General features: G+C 72.6%; 12 protein-coding genes. 5 read left to right on the forward strand and 7 right to left on the reverse strand.

The window, feature by feature from the left end:
• Positions 1 to 69 precede the first annotated feature (69 nt).
• Positions 70 to 717, forward strand: coding sequence for a hemerythrin domain-containing protein (locus tag AB0B76_RS07885; protein WP_360371140.1), 648 nt, complete (start codon positions 70 to 72; stop codon positions 715 to 717).
• 28 nt (positions 718 to 745) lie between these two features.
• Here AB0B76_RS07885 and AB0B76_RS07890 read toward each other — a convergent pair whose 3' ends face one another.
• The 5 genes from AB0B76_RS07890 to AB0B76_RS07910 all read right to left on the reverse strand — a co-directional run bounded on the left by AB0B76_RS07890 (position 746) and on the right by AB0B76_RS07910 (position 11,856).
• A complete protein-coding gene (locus AB0B76_RS07890) occupies positions 746 to 4,630 on the reverse strand; it encodes a BTAD domain-containing putative transcriptional regulator (protein ID WP_360371143.1) in 3,885 nt (1,294 codons plus the stop codon).
• Between the two features lie 546 nt (positions 4,631 to 5,176).
• A complete protein-coding gene (locus AB0B76_RS07895; protein ID WP_360371146.1) occupies positions 5,177 to 6,115 on the reverse strand; it encodes a ribose-phosphate pyrophosphokinase in 939 nt (312 codons plus the stop codon).
• Positions 6,116 to 6,144: 29 nt separating this feature from the next.
• Positions 6,145 to 7,443, reverse strand: a complete 1,299-nt coding sequence (locus AB0B76_RS07900) for a glutamate-cysteine ligase family protein (protein WP_360371149.1) — start codon at positions 7,441 to 7,443, stop codon at positions 6,145 to 6,147.
• Between the two features lie 1,377 nt (positions 7,444 to 8,820).
• A complete protein-coding gene (locus tag AB0B76_RS07905) occupies positions 8,821 to 9,132 on the reverse strand; it encodes a CAP domain-containing protein (protein ID WP_360371152.1) in 312 nt (103 codons plus the stop codon).
• A 615-nt stretch (positions 9,133 to 9,747) separates the two neighbouring features.
• Positions 9,748 to 11,856: a hypothetical protein gene (locus tag AB0B76_RS07910; RefSeq protein WP_360371155.1), complete on the reverse strand. Its 2,109-nt coding sequence runs from the start codon at positions 11,854 to 11,856 to the stop codon at positions 9,748 to 9,750.
• 49 nt (positions 11,857 to 11,905) lie between these two features.
• On the opposite strand from AB0B76_RS07910, the gene AB0B76_RS07915 reads away from it, so the two are divergent.
• Together AB0B76_RS07915 and AB0B76_RS07920 are read left to right on the forward strand one after the other, a co-directional pair.
• Positions 11,906 to 12,202 (forward strand): hypothetical protein, encoded by a 297-nt coding sequence (locus AB0B76_RS07915; protein ID WP_360371158.1) that lies wholly within the window; start codon positions 11,906 to 11,908, stop codon positions 12,200 to 12,202.
• Positions 12,203 to 12,289: 87 nt separating this feature from the next.
• Positions 12,290 to 13,045: a PP2C family serine/threonine-protein phosphatase gene (locus AB0B76_RS07920; RefSeq protein ID WP_360371161.1), complete on the forward strand. Its 756-nt coding sequence runs from the start codon at positions 12,290 to 12,292 to the stop codon at positions 13,043 to 13,045.
• 293 nt (positions 13,046 to 13,338) lie between these two features.
• Here the strand turns inward: AB0B76_RS07920 and AB0B76_RS07925 are convergent, their stop codons facing one another.
• Both AB0B76_RS07925 and AB0B76_RS07930 read right to left on the reverse strand, forming a co-directional pair.
• A complete protein-coding gene (locus AB0B76_RS07925) occupies positions 13,339 to 14,568 on the reverse strand; it encodes an MFS transporter (RefSeq protein ID WP_360371164.1) in 1,230 nt (409 codons plus the stop codon).
• A 3-nt stretch (positions 14,569 to 14,571) separates the two neighbouring features.
• Positions 14,572 to 15,144 carry a TetR/AcrR family transcriptional regulator gene (locus AB0B76_RS07930; RefSeq protein WP_360371167.1) on the reverse strand — a complete coding sequence of 191 codons (573 nt, stop codon included), beginning with the start codon at positions 15,142 to 15,144 and terminating at the stop codon, positions 14,572 to 14,574.
• Positions 15,145 to 15,234: 90 nt separating this feature from the next.
• Here AB0B76_RS07930 and AB0B76_RS07935 point away from each other — a divergent pair, with 90 nt between their 5' ends.
• Together AB0B76_RS07935 and lon are read left to right on the forward strand one after the other, a co-directional pair.
• Entirely contained in the window at positions 15,235 to 16,419 is a 1,185-nt protein-coding gene (locus AB0B76_RS07935; RefSeq protein ID WP_360371169.1) for an FAD-dependent monooxygenase, read from the forward strand.
• A 477-nt stretch (positions 16,420 to 16,896) separates the two neighbouring features.
• Positions 16,897 to 19,248 carry an endopeptidase La gene (gene lon / locus AB0B76_RS07940; protein ID WP_360371172.1) on the forward strand — a complete coding sequence of 784 codons (2,352 nt, stop codon included), beginning with the start codon at positions 16,897 to 16,899 and terminating at the stop codon, positions 19,246 to 19,248.
• Positions 19,249 to 19,723 lie beyond the last annotated feature (475 nt).

A 19,723-nucleotide genomic window follows, 5' to 3' on the forward strand; every position in this document is an offset into this window, starting at 1 on the left:
GTGCGTTTGCCCGCCCCCGCCAAGCCGCCGTTAAGTGCCCGCCAACCGGGTCGTCGTCTGCTGTACGGCATGAAGAGCTCCGAACCCAACCTCCTCGGTATCACCATCAACCACCGCTCGATGCGCGGCGACGCCCACCGGTTCGCCGAGGTGACCCGCGCCATCGCCGAGGGTGGCGTCCCCGGCACTCCGGGTCGCGCCCAGGCCATCCACCGCTACCTGACCGACCTCTGCGCCGGCATCCACCACCATCACCAGGCCGAGGACGACGTCCTGTGGCCGGTCCTGCGCGCGACCGCCGGCGCCGAGGTCGACCTCGCCGAGCTCACCGACGACCACGCCCAGCTCGACCCGCTGCTCGACCGCATCCGCACACAGTCCGCCGCTCTCGCCGCTACGCCCGGTGACCGGGACGCGGCCGCGAGACTGGCCGACTCGCTGGCCACGCTGCGTGACCTCCTCGACGAGCACATCGAGGACGAGGAGCGCACGATCTTCCCCGTCATCCGCCGGTACGTCTCCGGCGACCAATGGCAGAAGGTCGAGGACGCGGTCCGCAAGGGCGGCAAGATGGGCTTCGAGCTGCCGCGCATCGAGCGGTACGCAACGGCCGGGGAGCTCGAGGAGTTGTACCGCCTGGCCGGCCCGGTGCTGCGCCTGATGCTGGCCGCGGTACGCCCGGGCTTCCTGCGCCGCGAACGCCTGATCTTCGGCTGATCCGATCCGCCCCGGGCCCTGCCCCGCGCTACATCCAGGGCGTCGCGCCGGTGCGGGTGGCCAGGGCCTTCGCGGCCTCGAAGTGGGCGTCCGCGGGCTGCCCGAGCGCGATCGCCAGCCGCCCGAGCACCAGGTCGACCGGGGGGCCGGGCACGGTACCGCTGGCCAGGCCCACGAACTGACCGGCCCACGGCCGCAACAGCTCGTAACACTCGGCGGCCACGGCCACGTCACCCAGCGCGGCCGCGTTCTCACCGCGCAGCCCCATGATCGCCAGCCAGTAGTAGTCCTCGCGAATCGGCAGGTGCGGCTTCCACGCCGCGCGGGCCTCGTCGAGCCGCCCGGCGTCGACGAGCGCACGGGCGATGAACTCCCCGGCCTCTGCCTCGGCGGTGGGCAGGTCGCGCAACGGCTCGAGCACCGGCAGCCAGGTGTGCCCGAGACCCTGCGTGAGGCGGATGAAGAACACCCCGACGATGCCGACCAGGGTGGCGTTGGGCTGCCCGGCGGCCTCGATCCGCTCGCCGAGCTCGGTGTAGATCCGCTCCGCGGTCGCGTGGTCACCGGCGAACACGGCCCGGATCGCGCCGAGAATCGCCATCACGGAGAGCGTCACGCCCAGCTGCCCGGCGGTCGACCGCTCGAGCGCCCGGTCGAGGTGCTCCTGAGCGAGGCGCAGGTCGTTGCGCTCCAGCGCCGCCTGGTACAGCACGTGATGCGCCTGAGCCTGAAACCCGAGCAGCCCGGCGCGCTCCGCGACCTCGAGCAGTTCCGCCCCGACGACGGGCAGTTCATGCCGGCGCTGGGGATTGAGCACCGCGAAGTACCGTGCGTTGAGCGCCTGGCACAACAACAGCGCGTCACCCTCTGCCCTCGCGATACGCAACGCTTCCGCGCTGGCTTCGGCGCACCGGGCGAGCTCGTCGCCCTCGAGCTCGTACACGAGCGCGACGAGCATCCGCCCGCGCAACCGGGCAGGAACATCGGCGCGGGCAAGAACCCCTTCCAGCAACCCGACAAGCGGCCGGTCGATGTACCGTGCGACACGAATCGTCCACGCCACGGGCGCATCGAACGCGGCCAGCGCACGCGCGAGCGGCTCAACATCGACGACGTCGTCAAGCCCGGTCGCGTCCGCCACGTTCACCGTGCGCGGCCGGCCGACACCGGCCACTGCCGGCGCGGCCACGCCGGGGTGACGAGTCGCTCCATTCCCGGCGCCGCCGGCCACATCGACTTCGATCACGCCCGCGGTGTCGCCGGTCGTAGCGGCCTCAAATTCGCGTGCGGTGCCGCCGGTCGTATCGGCCTCGAATGCGCGCAGGTCGATGCCCGTCAACTGCGCCGCGGCCCGGACGGCGTCCCAGCGCGCCGCCCGCGCCCCCATCGCATCGCCGGAGTTCGCCCGCGCCGACGTCAGCCCGCACAGCAGATCGAGGGCAAGCGTGGCCGAGTGGTCACCGGGTTCAGCGGAGCCCGGCCGCCGCAGGCCGAGTGCGTCGAGCGACGCCCCGTACAGCTGCGCCGCCTCTCGGTGCGCGAACATCCCCGCCGCCTGCCGGGCCGCCGCGGCGCCGTGCCGAGCCGCCCGGACCGCACTTGCCGGGGTAGCGGCGGCCAGCGCGTGGTGCCCGAGCGCCGCGACGTCCTCGGGCGCGGCCCGCTCCAACACGTTCAGTACCCGCTCATGCAACCGTCGGCGACGAAGCTGCGGCATGTCGTCGTAGAGCACATCCCGTAACAGGGCGTGACCGAACCGCACGCGTCCGGGCCCGGGCTCCTCCAGCAGCCCGGCCAGCACCCCGGCCTCGAGGCCGTCGAGCACCGCATCCTCGTCCTCGGTGAACGCCTCGGCGAGCACATCGATGTCCACGTCACGCCCAAGGATCGAGGCATGCCGCAGTACCGTCTGCGCCGGCGCGGGCAGCCGGGCCAGCCGTCGCCGCAGGACGTGCCCGATCCCGGCCGGAATGGCCCGGACCGCGCTGCCGGCTCCCTCCGCCGAGATCAGCCGGGCAATCTCGGCCAGGAACAACGGGTTGCCGCCGGTACGCTCGTGCACCACCGCGGCGACCTCGGCCTCCACCGGAGCCCCGAGGTGCCCGGCCAGCACCCGCGCCGCCGCGTCGGGCTCGAGCCCGCCGAGCAGCAGCTCCATCGACCGGGGCCCGGCCAGCGCGGCGCGGGCGGCCCCAAGCTGCGGGTGGTCCTCCCCGGTACGGAACGTGGCCACGACGAGCACGGAACGCCCACCCAGCGCAACCGCCACGTGCCGCAGCACCTGCAACGTCTCGCCATCGGCACGGTGTACGTCATCGAGCACGACCAGTAGCGCCCCGCCCGACCCGAGCCGCTCCCCGACGGCCTGCGCGAGCTGGAAATGGCCCCCGTCGCCGCGCCGGTCCGTGGCGTCGGCCGAACGCCAGTTGCTCGCCTCAAAGCCGCCGTTGCCGAACTGACGAACGTGTTCGGCGCCGCTGGCTTGGTCTGCCGAAACGGCCGCAGAGGAGGGCGCCGGCGCGAACGAGGACGGGGCCACGGCAGACGGCGGCGCGAACGGCTGGCCCGCGGACGTCGAGGGCGACGGCGCCAAGGGCGACGCGGACGTCAAAGGCGACGGCGCGGCCGCGGACGCGGACGTCAAAGGCGACGGCGCGGCCGCGGACGTCAAAGGCGACGGCGCGAACGGGGCCGCGGGCGTCGAGGGCGACGGCGACGGCGCGAGAGGAGGACTGGGCATGGAAGCAGGTGGTGCGAATGCTGGCCCAGCCGTGGAGGGCACCGGCCCGAAGGAGGACAGGTCCGCGCCGCTGCCAGTCAGGACCTCCGTCCACGCCCACGCCGGTGGCGCCCCGTCAACCTCCGGGCAGCGACCCCAGGCGACCCGCCAGCCACGCTCCGCCATCGCCATCGAGAACGCCCGCACCAGCGTCGACTTGCCGGCTCCCGCCTCGCCACCGACCCAGACGATGCGCAGACCGTCACGTCGCACCGCCTCGGCCGCGGCTGACAGCTTGGCCAGTTCCTCGTCGCGCCCGAGTGCCTCGACGCCACGTCCGGCGCCGGACGAGGACCGCGATGTAGTGATCGCATCACGCTGTGCGTTCGAAGCTGGAGACGGTTCCGCGGCGGACGGCGGTATTGGAGCGTCAGCGGAAAGGTACTCGGCGTGCGCGAGGACATCGGCCTCCAGGGCGCGCAGCGCCGGGCCGGGATCGACGCCCAGTTCGTCCGCGAGCCGCTCGCGGGCCTGACGCAGCGCGGCGAGGGCGTCCGCCTGCCGCCCCGCCCGGTACAGCGCGCTGGCCAGCACATGCACGGCCTCCTCGCGCAGCGGGTGCTCCTGCACGTGGCGGTCCAGCTCCGGTACGACCAGCGCCGCCCGGCCCAGCCGCAGCGCGACCCGCCCGGCGGCCTCGACGCAAGCCAGGCGTAGCCCTTCGAGACGAGCCGCCTCGGGGGCGGCCCAGGCCTCGTCGGCAAACTCGGCGTACGCGGGACCGGCCCACGCGTCGAGCGCCGCCCGCAGTAGCCGATCCGCCGTACGCGGGTCCGACTCCGCCACGTCGCTGCCCTGCCGCAGGAGGGCCTCGAACCGCCACGAGTCCACCCGCTCGTCCGGCAGCCGCAACGCGTACCCGGGTGCCGCCGACACCACAACGGTCGCCGGTGTGCGCGGCGCCCGCCCGGGTTCAAGCGCTCGGCGCAGGTTGGAGACGTACACCTGCAGGGCCGCGAGCGCCTTCGGCGGCGGCTCGCCCTGCCACAGGTCGTCGATGAACCGATCCGTCGGCACGACGTGCCCGCCGGCAGCCACGAGCCGGGCGAGCACCGCACGCTGCCGCGGCCCACCGGCGTCGGCCGGGACCCCGCCGACCTCGGTCCACAGCGGCCCGAGTACGCCGATGCGCACCGTATCGACACCGTCACCGAAGGTGTCAGCGTTGCGCGCGGCTACCGTGCTGCCGCGGCCATCGTCACTCCGTGCCGCCTCAGCCACGGATCGTCACGAACATCGGGAACTCTCCCACTGGTCCAGGGATGTTCCGGCATCCGATCATGATCGAAAGGGGCGCACAACCGATCCGCGGAGATCGGACACCTGCGGGTGCCGAGGGCTGGAAGTGGGCCGGGCGATTCGGAACGCGGGCGCCGGCCGCGACCGTTCAGGCGATCGAGATTGACCCACCCGTGATGCGGGAAAAAGTGACGCCGCCCGCTGAGGAGCGGGCGGCGAGACCGTGAGACAGGGCGGCAAACCGAGGGGGGATACGCCACGCCGCCTCGGTCGGAGCGGCAAGCACCGGAGCGGCGAGAGCGGAGCGGCAAGCACCGGAGCGGCGAGAGCGGAGCGGCGAGAGCGGAGCGGCGAGAGCGGAGCGGCGAGGAACGGGATGGCTCGCCGTGGGATACGGCGCGCCACCCCGGTTGGACCCGCGAGGAACGGGCGGCGAACCGCTCAGTGGAACAGCGAACTGACGGACTCGCCGTTGTGGATGCGGCGCATGGCCTCCGCCATCGCCGGCGCGATCGACAGCACCCGCAGCTTCGGGACCCACTTGTCCTTCGGCAGCGGGACGCTGTTCGTGCACACGATCTCCAGGACGTCGTCCTGTTCCTGGAGTCGTCGCAGAGCGTCGCCGGTGAAGAGACCGTGCGTACACGCCACCCGGATGCTCGCCACGCCCCGCTCGCGCAGCCGGTCGATGAGCTCGAACACGGTGCTGCCGCGGGCGATCTCGTCGTCCAGGACGATGACGTCGCGCCCCTCGATGTCGCCGATCACGGTGCTGATGACCACGTGGTCGTCGGAGAAGCGCTGCTTGGCGCCGGCTGCCACGGGTACCGACAAAAGGCGCGCGAATGCCGAGGCAGGTTTCGCGTTGCCCAGGTCGGGCGACACCACGACCGCGTTCGACAGGTCGTGGCCGCGGAAGTGCCTGGCCAGCTCACGCAGCGCGTGCAGGTGGTCGACCGGCACCGAGAAGAAGCCGTGCACCTGCGGAGAGTGCAGGGTCAGCGTGAGCACGCGGCTCGCGCCCGCGGCCGAGAGCAGGTCGGCGACGAGCCGGCCGCCGATAGAGATGCGCGGCTCGTCCTTTTTGTCGGACCGCGCGTACGCGTAGTGCGACATGACCACCGTGGTCCGCGCCGCCGACGCGCCGCGTGCGGCATCCAGCATGAGCAGCAGTTCGACGAGGTGTTCCTGCACCGGCGGCACGAGCGGCTGGATCAGGAACACGTCTCGTTCGCGGCAGTTTGCCTGCAGTTGTACCTCTAGGCAGTCATTGGCGAATCGATCCACCCGGACGGGTAGCAGGGGCACCTCAAGCTGCGCGCAGATCTCCTCCGCGAGCTCGGGATGCGCGCTACCACTGAACACGGCGATGTCGCGCACGAGCGGGACTCCTCGAAGCCGGGGGCTGGTCATCCCGTTGATACCACACCCATTCGGCGGGTCCGCTCCTGCGGCGCATCGTCGGCCGGGCACCGTCCTCGCCGTACGTAGCGGTCCACGAACTGTGCGACAGAATCACGTACCGTCAGTGGGGCGTCACTGCGGGCGAGAACGGCCTGGGCCGCGGTGAAGCAGGCGAGCGCGGCGGCGGCGGTGCCTGGGTCGGTGAGCCCGTCCCGGGCGGCCGCGAGCCAGTCGCGGTGCCGGCGCAGCGGTGAGCGCAGGTGCTCGGTGGCGTCGACGGCGGCCTGCGCGCCCTCGGGGTCGTCCAGCAGTGCGGTGACCACGGCCGCGGGCACCACCCAGTCGTCGCCGGCCTGCTGGTCGATCATTCGCAACTCCAGGTAACCGCGCGGTCGCACCGGCGGTACCAGGGTGCCGAGGTGCCGCTCCAGGTCGGTGAGCGTCACCGGGCGTGGACCGTGCCCTCGCAGCCAGTCACGCATCGTCAGGCCGCTCGGTACATGCCAGCGTGCGTTCGGCTCCGCGACCGGGTCGTCCTCGGCCGGCGCGACCATCACGACCTTCGCGGCGAGCGCGTACCGGGCCCAGGCCTGGCGCGGGTCGTCGGTGCGCCGCGGCGCACGCGTGCGGCTGGCGTCGGTACCGAAGCGCAGCGCCTGGCGGTAGGACGCCCAGCGGCGGCCGGCCCGGGTGACGTGCGGGGAGTTGGCGAACGCGGCCATCATGACGGGCCCGATGGCGTCCGCGAGCCACCAGCGCCGCGCAAAGTGCGACCAGTCGTCGGCGTCGGCCCCCGACGCGTCGGTACCCGAGTCAAGGCACACCTGGATCGACGCGGAGTTCGTCATCACGGTGCGTCCGCGAGCGCCCGATCGGTCGTGGTACTCGGCCAGGGCCACGTAGCGCGGGTGATCCGTCACCAAACGTGGTCGGCGCAGCTTGTCGAGGCCGGTCCCGTCGAGATGCAGCCCGTGCTCGGCCAGCGTCGCCCGCACGAGCGCCAGATCGCCGGTGAGTGCGCTCAGGCACTCCGTCAGCGACGCACCCACGGCGCTGGACAGCTCCAGCTGGCCGCCCGGCTCGATCGTGACCGCGCTGCCACCGGGCAGCGGGTTGCCCAGATGGGCCAGGAGTTCCAGGAGTCGCGCCGGCGCCGGGCGATGCAGCGGTCGCGCATGGTCACGCACGCAGTACTCGAGTTCCACGCCGACGCGGCCGACCGGCCCCACCCGGAATCCGGCGGCAGCGACATACGCCGAGGCGGTGGTCTCGGTAAGGAGGATGGCGGGTGTCGTGTCGTTCACGGCGGCCTCCCGGAAGAAGGGTGCGTGCTACCCAGAGTGGTGTTGCGGATGGGAAAAGTGATCGTTCAGGCGGGACGTGCTGAGTGGCGGGGCGGTGCGCGGTGCGGCGGCGGGCTCGGCCGGCGGCGGGTGCCGGGCGAGGTGCATTCAATTAGGCGGTCGTTCGGGCGATCTGTCCAGCCTTCGAGGACAACGCGCGGTGAACTCTGGATGGGAAGCCGCTGGAAGTCAACAAGATCTGTGCCCTCCGCCCGCGGGTGCGCCAGATCTTGCGCTCCCTGTGCAGACATGCTCCGAGTTTGCGGTGAATCGATGGAGATCGGTTAAAGAATCAGATTTTTAAAAGCGTTTTCTCTGGTACCGCCCCTGCGTCGCCCGATCACGAAAACATCGAAACAATTGCGATACGGAAACGGTTGAACGCTGGAGCGTGGTGCATTTCGGCCGACAATTCCGGCACTGATTGCGGACCGTGCCGACCTCAGTACTCAGGGAATCGGCCCGCGCTCGTCGCCACCGCTCTCGCCACGATAACTGTCGGTGGCACCGCGTGTGCGCGGTGTGTGAGACGCCCTGTTGCGCCGACCATGGCTGCAGTCTCGTGCGGAACCGGAGGGCGGTGCGGCGGGTGGCCCCGGTGCATCGTGGACGGAGCGTTCGTGCCAAGAGTCGCCTGCGATACCGCGGGTCTGGGGGCGCCGGCCATACAGGATGCCTAGCGCAGTGGGCCGCAACGGGTGTGCTGAAGCAGGGCATCCTGCAGCGGAGCGGGTTACGGCGGAGCGGGTTACGGCGGAACCTGTTACGGCGGAACCTGTTACGGCGGAGCGGGTTACGGCGGAGCGGGTTACGGCGGAACCTGTTATGGCGAGTGGGTTACGGCGGAGCGGGCTGCGGCGGGGGGTTACGGCGGGGCGGGTCACGGCGGCCCGACCTGGCGATGTTCGTGTGTCGCGAGGTGCTGTGCGCGCTCCGTGTGGCGGGCGCTGGGGCGGACTGGTGTTCGCCGTCCGTCACGGCGCCGAATCGCCTGCTCGATGCGAGGCGCTGGAGTGGAAGCGGCGCCACCCTCTGTTGTGGACGTTCATGCGTTCGTGCGGTGACCCCGGCGTCGCCCGGGAGGTGGTGCGTGCAGTTCGCGACGGCGCCGCAAGCCCCGATTGCCGGGCGGCTTTCATGCGCGGCACCGCTCACGAATTCGACATCATGGAGTAGTCAAAGAACTACGGATCGTGTTCAGACTTGATCACCCGGTATTTCGCCGATGCGTTCCGGCGGGTACTTCCCGGGCCACCCTCTGTCGACACATTCTGGGCGCGGAAATTTCGCCCGCGCCCGGCTCCGCGCTGGCATGCGCGGAGCCGGGCCCGTGCGGTGCTACCACGGACTGGCGAAGTCCTGGGTCCAGAAGGGCACGCCGCGCGAGTTGTACGCCACGGCGACACCCACGTTGCGGAACCGGCAGTTGAGGATGTTCGCCCGGTGGCCGGGGCTGTTCATCCACGCGTTCATGACGCTTCCCGCGTCCGGCTGGCCCCAGGCGATGTTCTCGCCGTAGACGGACCAGCGGTACCCGGCGGCCCTGACCCGGCTGCCGGGTGAGCCGCCACTCGGCGGCCCGTGCGAGAAGTAACCGCGCCCGGCCATCTCCCGCGAGTGCTGCCACGCAGCGAAACTTCGGGATTTCACCCGCGAGAGTGACGGCGATATGACGATCCGTAACGACGGTGGCTGCCACGCAAGGCGGGACCACGCGGCACAGCCGGTGCGGGATCGTGAACTCTCGGTCGCCGATGCAGATGGCCCGCGTCGGGGCGGCAGGTTGGCCGATGCTCGCGATCACGAGGTGTTCGGGCGGCACGCCGGCCCGGCGGAGGTTCTCGGCCTCCCGTGCGGTCGACACCGCCGTTCCCGCCACGAACGCGGCGTGCTCCGACCAGTCGCGGCCGTCGGCGCTGAAGCGGTCGCGGACCACGAGGGTGCCGGCCGGGGCGAGGTCGGCCAGGCGGTACACGTCGCGCTCGATCGGCGTCGGCCAGTAGACGGTGGCATTGCATTCGGTGGCGCCGTCATTGGCGGAGCGCAATGCCGCGAATGTGGCCAGGATCGGGGCGATCGCGTCACGGTCGGCGACGAGCAATAGCGGACGGCAGGCGTCCAGGGGGACCGGCTCGCCCGTCGGGCGGTGCAGCCGGATGCGGTCGCCCGGGGCGGTGCGCTCGGCCAGCTCCGCGCCGACCTGGGGTCACTCTTTGAGTTTGGGCGCGTACCCGGCGTGGTGTGGTGGAGATGTCGAGCCCGCGGTCACGGGAGCAAATCGTCCACGGGGGTTCGCGTGCCGAAGCGGTAGGCGCGGACGTAGTCCGGATTCGGCAACGTTGCGCGCAGGGCGGTCTCCGTTGTCGTTCTCGCCGGCTGTTCGCAGGTGGGGGTGGGGGCGGCTATTTCCCGGCGTACCACATCTGCGGCCCCCAGCAAGGCCACCGCGTGCATCGGGTCCGACGCGCGGCGGTGGCACTCGGCCAGGGCCTCCAGGACGCTCGCCGTGCGCCAGCGGTCGCCCACCCTCCGGTGCAGGGCCAGGCTCTCGCGCAGGCGTTCCGTTGCCGACGCCAGGCGGTCGTCGGCCAGATCCACCCGGGCCAGCATGTCCTGGGCCCACGCCACGCCCTCCGGGAAGGCGAGCTCGGTGAAGCGGTCCAGGGCGTCGACCAGGTGGCGGCGGGCCGCCGGCTGGTCGCCGCGGTAGTGGGCGACCGCGCCCAGGTGGGTCAGGGAGGACGCGGCGGACTCGGCGTCGGCCAGGTCACGGAACGCGGTCAGGCTCGCGGCCAGCAGGTCCGCGGCCGCGTCCAGGTCGCCCGAGAGCCAGGCGGTCGCGCCCGCCAGCTGGGTTGCGCGGCCCTCGCCCCAGGCGTCGGCGGCCTTGCGGTACAGGCGGCGGGCCTCCTCCAGGTGGGCGCGGGACTCGTCGTAGCGGGCGCGTTCGCGCTCGACGCTGCCCAGGAGGGTCAGCAGCGGGCCGCGCGCCGCCGCGTCGTCGTCGGCGGTCAGGGGGAGGGCCTGGTGGGCCAGGGCCGCGGCGGCCGGGTAGTCGCAGGCGAGCATGGCCAGGGTGGCGGCAGCCGACGACGCTGTGAGCCGGGCGGCGGGCGGGGCCTCGGGGCGGCGGGCGAGGGCTTCGGCGAGCCAGAGGCGGCCCAGCGAGTACCCCCCGATGAAGTGCTGGAATGGCGCCATGGCGGCGGCCATGCGCAGGTCGGCGTCGACGCCGGGGCCGGGGCGGGCGGCCAGGCTCGTCAGGGCGGCGCGCAGGTTGTCCTGTTCCAGGGTGAGCGTGCGCAGCCAGTCGCGCTGCTCGGGGCCGCGGATGCCCGCCGCGGCGCGCTCGGCCAGGCCCAGGTAGAAGGCGGCGTGCGCGGACTGGGCGGCGGCCGCCTCGGCCGGGTGCTCGGCCAGGCGTGCGGCGGCATAGGCGGCGATGGTCTGCAGCATCTGGCCCCGGCCGGGGCCGCCGGTGAGCAGCGAGCGCTCGGTCAGGGCGGCGAGCAGATCCGGCCGGTACCCGGGCAGCGCCGACACCGCCGCCTCGCTCCAGCCGCCCTGGAAGACGGCGAGCTGGCGCAGCAGGGCCTGCTTGTCCGGCGACAGTAGCTGGTACGACCAGTCCAGCGCGGCCCGCAGCGTGCGGTGGTGCTCGGGGCCGGGCGCCTTCGCGTCGGCCAGGACCCGGAAGCGGTCGGCGAGGAGCCGGTTCACCTCCGGTACCGACAGCAGCGCGGCCCGCGCCGCGGCCAGCTCGACGGCCAGCGGCAGACCGTCGAGCGCGGCGCAGATCGCGGCCGCCGCGGGGCGGTGCGGCGGTGGCAGCGGCCGGCCCGTCCGCTCGAACATGCGCGTTTCGAACAGCCGCAGCGCCGTGTCGGGATCGAGGGGATGCACCCCGAGCACCGTCTCCGCCGGCAGACCGAGGGGCTGCCGGCTCGTCGAAAGGACACGAAGCAGCGGTCGTACCTCCAGCAGCCGTCCCGCCAGCGCCGCGACCTCGGTCGCCGCGTGCTCACAGTTGTCGAGCAGCAGCACCAGCGGTACACCCGGAAGCGCCGCCGCGTCGAGGGCCTCCAGCAGCGTGTCGAACCCGCTCAGGTCCGGGCGGCGGGCCACGCCGAGCGCGTCGAGCACGAACCCGGCCGGGTCGCGACTGTCCATCGTGGACATGTCCACGAACCGCACCGGGCCGGGCGCGGCGGCGGCCACGGCGATCGCGAGGCGGGTCTTGCCGCTGCCGGCGGCGCCCACGAGGGTCAGCAGGCGGCCGTCCTCGCCGGCCAGGAGGCGACCGGCGAGGCGCACCTCGGCGTCCCGACCCACCAGCGAGGTGAGCGGGGCCGGAAGGCTCGCCGCCGGATCCATCCGGAGACTGTACCGTTGCATTCATGAGCAACTTCGGCGGTAGGGTTTCGTGGCCTTTCTGGTAGAGATGCCCGACGGTGGATACCTGCAGGTCGAGGAGCGCGACGACGTCACGGCCGGCGCCATCGGGGTGCTCGGCGCATCGCCGCTGGAGGGCACCGGCCTCATCACGTTCGGCGCCGTCGTGCGCACCGGCCTCAGCGAGGCCGAGCAGGACGACTTCGCCGACTGGCTCTACGACCGCGTGGTCATGTTCGCCGAGCTCGGCGGAGAGATCGACGGGTGGTCGCGGCGCGAGGACGGGACCTGGGAAGTGCTCGCCCAACCTCCTCCGTTGGAGTCCTAGGGAGCGACGAACGTCACTCGTTTCGGCTGAACGGAGGATGAACACGGGGCCACCCGGTCGGCCGGGCACCCGTTACGATTTCCGTCGATGGCGATGACGATCGAGGTCCAAGGCGCGGGGCGGCAGCTCAGCGTCGGGGCCGCCACGGATGTCGGCCGGCGCTACCCGGCCAACTTCGACGTGCTGCACGCGACCGAGCTGCAGCGGCGTCCGGGTCTGTGCGCCGTCGTCGCCGACGGGATGGGCGCCGGCGAGGGCAGCCGCACCGCCGGGCGCATGGCCGTCGACGTGTTCACGGCCGCCGTCCAGCAGCACCGCGGCCCGTTCGAGCCCACGCCGCTGTTCGCCGCGGTCGCCGACGCCCAGCGCCAGGTCCGCGCCGCCGGGCAGGAGCTGCGAGAGCTCACCGGCTGCACGCTGACCGCCCTCGTCGCCGACGCGACCGGCGCCTGGGTGACCCAGATCGGCGACAGCCGCGTGTACCGCCTCCGCGGCGGCCTCCTCGAGCTGCTCACCGTCGACCACACCGCGGCGTGGCTGGGCGCCGTGCACGGGTGGTACCCGGCCGACTCCCCGCAGGCGGCGGCCGCCCGCTACCAGCTCCACCGTTTCATCGGGCACCCCGGGCTGCCCGAGCCCGACGTGCTGAGCGTGACAATGTTCCCCGGCGATGTGTACTGCCTGTGCACCGACGGCATCGCCGAGCAGGTCCCGTACCAGCTCATGGAGCGCACCCTCGGCTCCGGCGCCCCACCCGACGTGATGGCGTCGGCGCTGGTCGCCGCGTCCCTGGAGGCGGGCGGGCGCGACAACGCCACGACGGTCGTGGTCAAGGTCGCCTGACCGCCGCGCGCCCACGTAACGGCGCCGTGCCCTGGCACGGCGAAGTCGGCTCTGTTCGTCCCGCGGAACGACCGCTTCGTGAGGTGACCGGCCACTACGGGGTGAGCGGACGGCGATCGGATCGCGGATCGGCCGCTTCGGGGCGTGTCGGCGGCGATCCGCCCTTGTACCGCACACGCCGGCGGCGACCGGCCCGTGGAGCGGACGCTTCCCACCCCCGTGGACGCCTCTCCTGTCCGCTCCGCACGTGCTGGTGGCCGTCGGCTGCTTCGCACCCCGCCGCGCTCGCTGGTTCACGGCCGCTCGCTGCTTTGCAGTCGCCCGCTGGTTTCCGGTAACGGCGTCCAGGCAGCAACGGTCACCGTCGCGGACCGGCCCGCGAGGAACGCGGCCACGGCCATCAGCCCGGCCATGGCGCACAGCGCCGCGACGGGCACCGTCCACGAGCCGCTCAGGTCCCGCAGCGCGCCGATGAGCACCGGGCCGGAGGCCGCCAGCAGGTAGCCGACCGCCTGCGCCATCGCCGAGAGCGCCGCGGTCTGCGAGTCGTCCCGGGTGCGCAGGCTGAACAGCGACAGGCACACCACCAGGGCCATGCCGGCGCCGAAGCCGGTCACCAGCACGGCGGCCAGGGCGTACCCGGCCGTCCACGGCAGCCACTGCAGCCCGGCGATGCCGAGCCCGATGCAGGCCGCGCACCCGGCGCCGATGAGCCGCTGGTCGGGGAGCCGGCGGATCAGCACCGGTACGGTCAGGTTGGCCACCACCGACGCGGCCAGGCTCGCGAACAGGTGCCATCCCGCGACGGCCGCGGCGATCCCGTGCTCGCGCTCCAGGGTCGGCAGCCAGGCGACGAGCACGTAGAAGCACAGCGACTGCATCCCCATGAACGCCGTGACCTGCCACGCGAGGGGGCTGCGCCACGGTAGCGGCGCCCGCCGGACCGCGGGGCGAGCGGCGCTGGCCGGGCCGTGGCGCAGCTGCGGCACCCACACGGCCACCGCGACGAGGACGAGCAGCGCCCAGCCGCCCAGCGCGTACCGCCAGCCGCCCGCCATCGCCGCGAGGGGCACCGCGGTGCCGGAGGCGACCGCGGCGACAACGCTCTGGGTGGCGGAATACCCACCCGTCAGCTGGGCGACCCGGTCGGGGAAGTCGCGCTTGACGACGCCGGGCAGCAGCACGTTGAAGCAGGCGATCGCGGCGCCGACGGCGAGGGTGCCGGTCCACAGCTGGGTGGGCAGGGAGCGTACGACGATGCCGCCGGCCAGGAGCACCAGCGCCAGTCCGAGGCTGCGCTCGAGCCCGATCCGCCCGGCGATCCGCGGCGCGATGAGCGAGAAGACCGAGAACGCGAGGAGCGGCAGCGTGGTGAGCAGTCCGCTGGCGGCGGAGGTGAGGCCGAGGTCGTGCCGGATGTCGGCGACGAGCGGCCCGACGGACGTGATCGGGGCCCGGCCGACGGCTCCGACGAGCAGCACGCCGGCGACGATCAGGAGGTTGCGGTTCGCCCGGGCCGGCATCGGCTACAGGGCCGCGGCGACCAGGCGGACGGCCGCGCTCAGGTCCTGCGCCGTCGGCGCGTCGTCCTCGTCGATCAACACCTGGGTCAGCACCCCGCTGATGAGCGCCTGGTAGAACGACCCCACCTGGTTGGCGCGGGTCGGCTCGAGCTCGGGGTCGATGCCGTGGAACACCTGCGCCCACAGGCCGCGCGCGTCGCGCATCCCGTTGACGAGCAGCCGGCGGACCTCCTCCGACTTGTCCATCTGCAGGAACGCGTCGAACGTCGCCATCATCAGGGGGCGCTGGGCTTTCACGCTCTCGATCATGAACTCCCAGTACTTCTCGAAGCGCTCCGTCCCGGTCAGCCCCTCGGCGTCGGCCGACGTGATCGCCTGCGCCAGCGACAGGCCCCAGTCCTCGACCGCCCGCTCCAGAGCCGCGGTCATGAGGTTGGCCATGCCGCCGTAGTGGTAGCCGATCGAGCCGAGGTTCGTCCCGGAGGCCTCGACGATGTCGCGCGCCGTGGTCCGGGCGTAGCCCTTCTCGTAGATGCAGCGAACCGCCCCTTCGAGCAGGTCTTCGCGATGTCCCATGAGTCATGACCATACTATACACCCGTTCTATACAGACGTACTACACGAGCGTTCTATACAAACGTGTAGCACGGGTGTATGGTCGTCGGCATGGACATCCTCATCTCGGGCGCCAGCGTCGCGGGGCCTGCATTGGCGTTGTGTCTTCGGCGGTACGGGCACGACGTCACCGTCGTCGAAAAGGCACCCGCGCTGCGGGGCGGTGGCTACGCGGTCGACTTCCGCGGATCGGTACACCTGCAGACCCTGGAGCGCATGGGTCTGCGCGCCGCCATCGAGGCGCGCGCCACGCACATGGGAGAGATCGCCATCGTCGACGGGGCCGGGGAGCGGCTGGCCGGGCTGCCGTCGGCGGTCTTCAGCGGCGATCTGGAGGTGCTGCGCGGCGATCTCGCCGAGGTGCTGTACGCGGCGACGAGCCAGCGGGTGCGGTACCGCTTCGGCGACCAGATCACCGCGATCAGCCAGGACGAGCACGGCGTCGACGTCACCTTCGCCGGCGGCCCGCCGCAGCGCTTCGACCTCGTGGTCGGCTGCGACGGGGTGCACTCGGCGGTGCGGCGGCTGGTGTTCGGCGACGATCCGGCGCACAAGAAACCGCTCGGCGTGTACGGCGGCATCTTCACCATGCCGGGCACGCTCGGGCTGCACCGCAGCGGCGTCATGTACAACGAGCCGGGCCGCGCGGTCACGGTGATGTCCCCGCACGGCGGCAACCAGATCGTGTCGATGAGCGTGTACGAGCCCGGCCTGGAGTTCGACTACCGCGACGTCGCTCAGCAGCGGCGGATCGTGGCGGAGCGGTTCGCCGGCGTGGGCTGGCGGGTGCCGGAGCTGCTCGAGGCGATGGAGCGCGCCGAGGACTTCTGGTTCGACTCCACGACGCAGATCCACCTCGACCGCTGGTCGCAGGGGCGGGTCGTGCTGCTCGGCGACGCCGGGTACGCGGGCGGGCCCGGCGGCAACGGCACCGGGCTGGCGGTCGTCGGGGCGCACGTGCTGGCGGGCGAGCTGGACGAGGCGCGGGGTGACCATCGGGTGGCGTTCCGCCGCTACGAGGAGCTGATGCGGCCCTACGTGGCGACCTGTCAGAAGCAGGGCGGCGGGAGCCCCGACTTCCTGGTGCCGACGACCTGGAAGAAGATCGGGCAGCGGAACCGGTTCTTCAGGATGATGCGGTATCTCCCGGTGGCGCCCCGGCTCATCAAGCACTTCGCGACGAAGACGGCTACGGCGTTCGAGCTGCCCGCGTACGACCTGCCGGCTCTGGTCTGACACCCGGACCCTCGGACCCTCGGACCTCGGCGCCGAGGTTGAGGTCGGGTCGGCGGCAGTCGGCTTGGCCGGCAGGTGCCCCGGGGCCGCTGGGCTGGCGGTCGGGGCTGGCATCGGGCCGGTGGCCGGTTGCCGGCGGTTGGTTGCCGGTTGCCGGCGGTTGGTTGCCGGTTGGTGGCCGGTTGGTCGGTGGTCGGCGGCTGGAGTCTTGTGGCTGAGGGTTGGGCTGGGCGCTCGGTGGGAGCTGACTGCGGGCGGCAGTGGGGGCCGGAGCGTGAATTGAGGGAGCCTGCCCGCTCGGTGTGTGGCCTCGACGCCCGCCTGGCGGTGCAGATCTTCCGGCCCTCGTCGTGCGTTGCTGAGGGAGTTCTCGGCGGTGAGTGGCCTGGGTCACATGGCGGGTACCGGCGGGAACAAGGGGCATGGTTTGTAACTTAAGCCTGACACGCTCAACCTACTGATGGCAGGTGTGTCCTGATGGCAACGCTTCCTGTTCTTCCACTCAACGACGACGTCCTGCTTCCCGGCATGGTCATTCCCGTTACGCTCGACGCCTCCACGCAGGCGGCGGTCGACGCTGCTCGCGCTGCCGGTGACCAGCGGGTGCTGGCCGTCCCGCGGGTTGACGGAGCTTATGGTTCATTCGGTGTCATTGCCGTGCTCGAGAAGGTTGGGCGGCTGCCCAGCGGGGAGCCCGCGGCCGTGATCCGGGGGGTCGACCGGGCCCGCATCGGGGCCGGGGTGCCCGGGCCGGGGGCGGCGCTCTGGGTCGAGGCGACCCTCGTGAACGAGGCGGCGCCGGCCGGGAAGGCTCGGGAGCTGGCGCGCGAGTACAAGGCGCTCGTGATCGGCGTGCTGCAGGAGCGCGGCGCGTGGCAGGTCATCGACACCGTCGAGAAGATCACGGATCTGTCGGAGCTGGCGGACTCGGCCGGGTATGCGCCGTGGCTGACGCTCGAGCAGAAGGTCGAACTGCTCGAGGCGCCCGACGTCACCGCGCGGCTGGAGCTGCTCGTGGAGTGGGCGCGGGCGCACGCGGCCGAGCAGCAGGTCAACGAGAAGATCAACCACGACGTGCGGGAGGGGCTGGAGAAGACGCAGCGCGAGTTCCTCCTGCGCCAGCAGCTCGCCGCGATCCGCAAGGAGCTCGGCGAGGACGAGCCCGACGGGTCCGCCGACTACCGGGCCCGCGTCGAGGCCGCCGAGCTGCCCGAGAAGGTCAAGGAGGCGGCGCTGCGCGAGGTCGGCCGGCTCGAGCGGGCCAGCGACCAGTCGCCCGAGGCGGGCTGGATCCGCACGTGGCTCGACACGGTGCTGGAGATGCCGTGGAACGAGCGGACCGAGGACAACACGGACCTCGCCGCCGCGCGGGCGGTGCTCGACGCCGACCACGCCGGGCTGGCGGACGTGAAGGACCGGATCCTGGAGTACCTCGCCGTGCGTAACCGGCGCGCCGAGAAGAACCTGCAGGTCGTCGGCGGTCGTGGCTCCGGTGCCGTGCTGGCCCTCGCGGGCCCTCCCGGGGTCGGCAAGACCAGCCTCGGCGAGTCGGTCGCCCGGGCGCTCGGGCGCAAGTTCGTGCGGGTGTCGCTGGGCGGCGTGCGGGACGAGGCCGAGGTTCGGGGGCACCGGCGCACGTACGTCGGCGCGCTGCCGGGCCGCATCGTGCGCGCCCTGCGCGAGGCCGGCTCGATGAACCCGGTCGTGCTGCTCGACGAGGTCGACAAGCTGGCCGCCGGCTACGCCGGTGACCCGGCGGCGGCCCTGCTCGAGGTGCTCGACCCGGCGCAGAACCACACGTTCCGCGACCACTACCTCGAGGTCGACCTCGACCTGTCCGACGTGCTCTTCCTGGCCACCGCGAACGTGGTCGAGACCATCCCCGGCCCGCTGCTGGACCGTATGGAGCTGGTCGCGCTGGACGGGTACACGGAGCAGGAAAAAATCGCCATCGGCCGGGACCACCTGCTGCCCCGGCAGCTGGAGCGGGCCGGGCTGGACGCGGCGGACTTCACGATCACCGACGAGGCGCTCGGCCGCATCGCCGGGGAGCACACCCGCGAGGCCGGGGTCCGGCAGCTGGAGCGGGCCCTCGCGAAGATCCTGCGCAAGGTCGCCGTCGCGCTCGCGACCGACCCGGCGCCGGTGCGGGTCGGGGTGGACGAGGTCGCGAAGTACCTGGGGCGGGCGCGCTTCACGCCCGAGTCCGCCGAGCGCACGGCCGTGCCCGGCGTGGCGACCGGGCTCGCGGTGACCGGGGCGGGCGGCGACGTGCTGTTCATCGAGGCGACCTCGATGGAGGGCGAGCCCGGCCTGACCCTGACCGGCCAGCTCGGCGACGTGATGAAGGAGTCGGCGCACATCGCGCTGTCGTACCTGCGCTCGAACGGGCGCCGGCTCGGCATCGACCCCAACGAGCTCGCCGGGAAGCGCATCCACCTGCACGTTCCCGCGGGTGCGGTGCCCAAGGACGGCCCCAGTGCCGGCATCACGATGGTCACGGCGCTGGCGTCGCTGGCCACCGGGCGGCCGGTGCGGCCCGAGTTCGGGATGACCGGCGAGGTCACGCTCGCGGGCCGGGTCCTGCCGATCGGCGGCGTGAAGCAGAAGCTGCTCGCCGCGCACCGGGCCGGGCTGACCGAGGTCATCATCCCGAAGCGCAACGAGCCCGACCTGGACGACCTGCCCGCGGAGGTGCGCGACCAGCTGACCGTGCACGCCCTAGCCGACGTCGCCGACGTGCTCGCCCTGGCGCTGCGCCCGGCGGGTGACGTCGGCGAGGGCAGCGACGGGCCGGCGGTGCCGGAGTTCGCGCCGGCCGGCATCTGATCGACCCCGCGCCCGCGATCGGGCGCGGGGGACTGAGACCGCACTGCGGGCTCGGCGAAACGCACCTGGCGGGGTGCGGCCGGGCACCGTGGCGTGGGGGTGGATAAGGGGAGACGCGGCGCCGGACCCGAACAGGGTGCGGCGCCGCGTCGCGTCGGCCGGGTGCACGGAGACGCGCCCCGGAGCGGGATGGGCAAGGCCGGGCCCCGAGAGCCGGGTGGGTGGGCAAGAGAAACGCCCGAGATTGGGACAGGTGCGCAAAGAAACGCCCGACAGCGGGATGCGCAAGGGCCGGCCCGAGCGTGCGATGCGCAGAGAGACGTCCGGGCGCGGGGTGGGTGCGCAAGGAGACGCCCGAGCGCGAGGCGGGTACGCAAAGAGACGCCGAGGCGGGTACGCAAAGAGACGCCGAGGCGGGTACGCAAAGAGACGCCGAGGTGGGTACGCGAAAAGAGCGGCCCGAAAGCGCAAGGCC

This window comes from Dactylosporangium sp. NPDC049140 (assembly GCF_040648435.1).

Excerpts from the sequence above, each read along its gene's own strand:
- AB0B76_RS07920 (WP_360371161.1), top strand. The coding sequence starts at position 12,290 with ATGGCGATGACGATCGAGGTCCAAGGCGCGGGGCGGCAGCTCAGCGTC.
- AB0B76_RS07910 (WP_360371155.1), bottom strand. The coding sequence starts at position 11,856 with ATGGATCCGGCGGCGAGCCTTCCGGCCCCGCTCACCTCGCTGGTGGGT.
- lon (WP_360371172.1), top strand. The coding sequence starts at position 16,897 with ATGGCAACGCTTCCTGTTCTTCCACTCAACGACGACGTCCTGCTTCCC.
- AB0B76_RS07935 (WP_360371169.1), top strand. The coding sequence starts at position 15,235 with ATGGACATCCTCATCTCGGGCGCCAGCGTCGCGGGGCCTGCATTGGCG.
- AB0B76_RS07930 (WP_360371167.1), bottom strand. The coding sequence starts at position 15,144 with ATGGGACATCGCGAAGACCTGCTCGAAGGGGCGGTTCGCTGCATCTAC.
- AB0B76_RS07885 (WP_360371140.1), top strand. The coding sequence starts at position 70 with ATGAAGAGCTCCGAACCCAACCTCCTCGGTATCACCATCAACCACCGC.
- AB0B76_RS07925 (WP_360371164.1), bottom strand. The coding sequence starts at position 14,568 with ATGCCGGCCCGGGCGAACCGCAACCTCCTGATCGTCGCCGGCGTGCTG.